Here is a 2,546-nt window from a genome sequence, read left to right on the forward strand (position 1 = left end):
GAAGATATCAAGGCCTTACTCGACCTGGCCCGGAGCCTGACTGCAGTGAGATCTACGGACCTTCAAGACGGTAAACTCTCAGAGAGTAAGCGGCGGGAAATCACTGATAAACTGACTTACGTAAAGTCGCGTTTTGCCGACCTAATCGCCTGGTCGGGCAGCTCCTCGCCCCAAGGGGAATTCATTAGCTTTGTAGGAGCAGTTAACGCTAACTTAGTTCAGCGAAATATTTCCCCAGGCGCCCTTGAGACGCCACTAATTGAAGCTGCGCTTGGGGTATTAACGGAGCCCAACGCTGCTTCAACCTACAAGGCGGTATATACGCTGGCCGAATCGGCGCTCGAAGCAGCCAACCAGGTTCTCGGCACCAACTGGACCTTAGCAACGGTTTCAGCAACCAACGTAGAGAACGGCCTAGGGGCTTTGTTCTTGGCTTTAGATGCCGCTGAGGGCAGGCCTCAAGGCGTCAAGGCGGACCTATTCCAGTCTACATATGAAGCTATTCTAAGCATGCTTGAGCCTTTCTACCTCACGGTGTCACCTCCGCCGCCTCCGCCACCAACTGAGCCTGCTCCTGTGATCGACGAAGAGGATGTCCAGGAGCAGATCAGCCAAGGCAAGGAGCAGATAGAGATTACGGTGCCCGAGGATGCGGAGCCGGCAGCAGTCCTGACTACGGCAGCGTTGAATAAGCTAGTCCAAGCCAACAAGCCCCTGGTACTGGACATCAAGGGTGTGGCCTTCCGGCTTGAGCCCGGCGCCATTCAGGCGGCCCAGGGTGCTACCGGAGTGAAGTTGGAAGCCAAGCCAGTGTCTGACCAGCAGGCTTCGGACCTTGTTCGCGACCTTCCCAGCGCCTATAAGGTGGCAGGCAAGGTTCTCTCCCTCACTGCTGCCAGCCTGGTAGGCGAGGCTACCCAGCCGGTGACTTTCGTCAAGCCGGTGACGGTATCGGTGAGCTACGATCCGGCCAGCGTCACTAACCCTGACTTCCTGGGCGCTTACCGGTACAACCCTGGGAGCAAAAAGTGGGATTTCCTAGGCGGCAAGGTGGATAAGCAAAAGAGGGTAGTAACCTTTACCACCCCGCATCTTTCAGAGTACGCCCTCATGGAGTACCACAAGACATTTAACGACATCCGCGGTTCCTTTGCTAAGGCCGATATCGAGTACCTGGCCTCCCGCCATGTCATCTATGGCGTGACCGATACTCGGTTCGATCCCCTGGGCAAGATCACCCGGGCCCAGTTCTGCGCCCTGGTAGCTCGGGCCTTGAACCTGAGCGCACCTCAGAATGCTCCCGGCTTCAAGGATGTATCCGGTAGCTACTGGGCGGCCAAAGAGATCCGGGCCGCGGCCGCAGCCGGCATCGTCAAGGGCTACACCGACGGCAGCTTTAAGCCCGACCAGTTCATCAACCGGGAGCAACTGGCAGCCATGGTGGCGCGGGCGCTGGTTTATTCCCGTGGCAGCACCCTTCCCACTCCTGACCAGGCCCAAACCATCCTGGCCAGATTCCAGGACCGCAACCGCATCACCACGGGGCTTCTCCGGGAAGCGGCCCTGGCTGCGGATAAGGGCATCGTCCTCGGCACTGCCGACAAACGGTTCGACCCGTTCGGCACTGCTACCCGGGAGCAAGCGGCGGCCATGCTAGCCCGCATGTACCGGCAGCTTTAGGCCACAAGTGCCGGCCTGAAGCTTGAAGCAGTCAGTCAAGCGCATTAGGCCAGCAAGCCCCCTCTGGTGGTCCGGAGGGGGCTTGCTGCCCCCATCTTAGGCAGGAAGGCCAGGATCTTGCTTGACCGGCAAGGTTTAGCTGGTTTAGTATAAATTTGCGCTATGGTGCCTATGGGGGCTACAATCTCGAAGGGAGAGGCTAGGCCAAAAAAAACCAGCAAAAGGGGTGCAATATGGCTAGGACTTCTTACCGGGGGACGCCGTACTGGGAGCTGGAGAAACCCGAGGAGGCGCAGACTGACCGGGTGATGTTTAGTTATTACCCCAAGGCGGGGAAGTTGCAAATCAGCGCCCTATTCACCGACCGGGAAACCGGGGAAAAGCGGCGGGGCAAGACGGTGACGCTGGATATGGAAGACATGCAGCTTTACCCGGAGGCGAGGGAGCTCCTCAGCCGGGTGATTACAGACTGGGGAGGGCAGGTTAACAGTTGACTTGAAATGGCTTGGTTGTCGCCTGTGGCGCGAGCGGCGATGAACGATTGAGGCTGCCCCGGCTACGAGGCTCAAAGTTGCCCGGGGTCCTATTCGCTAACGTCGGCCATTTGGCCGCCGGTGATGGCTAGAAGCTGTTCCACCGAGACGGGGGCGGCCGAATGGGGGCTGCCGGTAGCTACGTAGACCACCGGGAAGCGCTCCAGGCTCCTATCAATCAGGATGGGTACCGGCTCCTTTAGGGCAAAAGGGCAGACCCCGCCCGGGGCAAATCCGGTGAGCTCGGCTATGGTCTCGGCATCGGCCAGCCTAACCTTGCCGGTCAGACCCAGGTGGTGCTTAAGCTTGCTCCGGCTGATGCGGACGTCACCG

The 2,546-nt window shown here is 59.0% G+C and carries 3 protein-coding genes; 2 read left to right on the plus strand and 1 reads right to left on the minus strand.

The genetic code is table 11. The features are described from left to right. A partial coding sequence (locus H5U02_15020) for an S-layer homology domain-containing protein (protein ID MBC7343731.1) occupies positions 1-1,680 on the plus strand: 1,680 nt, incomplete at its 5' end. Between the two features lie 233 nt (positions 1,681-1,913). Continuing rightward, positions 1,914-2,174 carry a hypothetical protein gene (locus H5U02_15025; protein ID MBC7343732.1) on the plus strand — a complete coding sequence of 87 codons (261 nt, stop codon included), beginning with the start codon at positions 1,914-1,916 and terminating at the stop codon, positions 2,172-2,174. 89 nt (positions 2,175-2,263) lie between these two features. Here H5U02_15025 and H5U02_15030 read toward each other — a convergent pair. Then, positions 2,264-2,546, minus strand: a 283-nt coding sequence (locus H5U02_15030) for a YbaK/EbsC family protein (GenBank protein MBC7343733.1), incomplete at its 5' end; no start/stop codon positions are given.

Source organism: Clostridia bacterium, assembly GCA_014360065.1.
Classification (GTDB): domain Bacteria; phylum Bacillota; class DSM-521; order Neomoorellales; family JACIYF01; genus JACIYF01.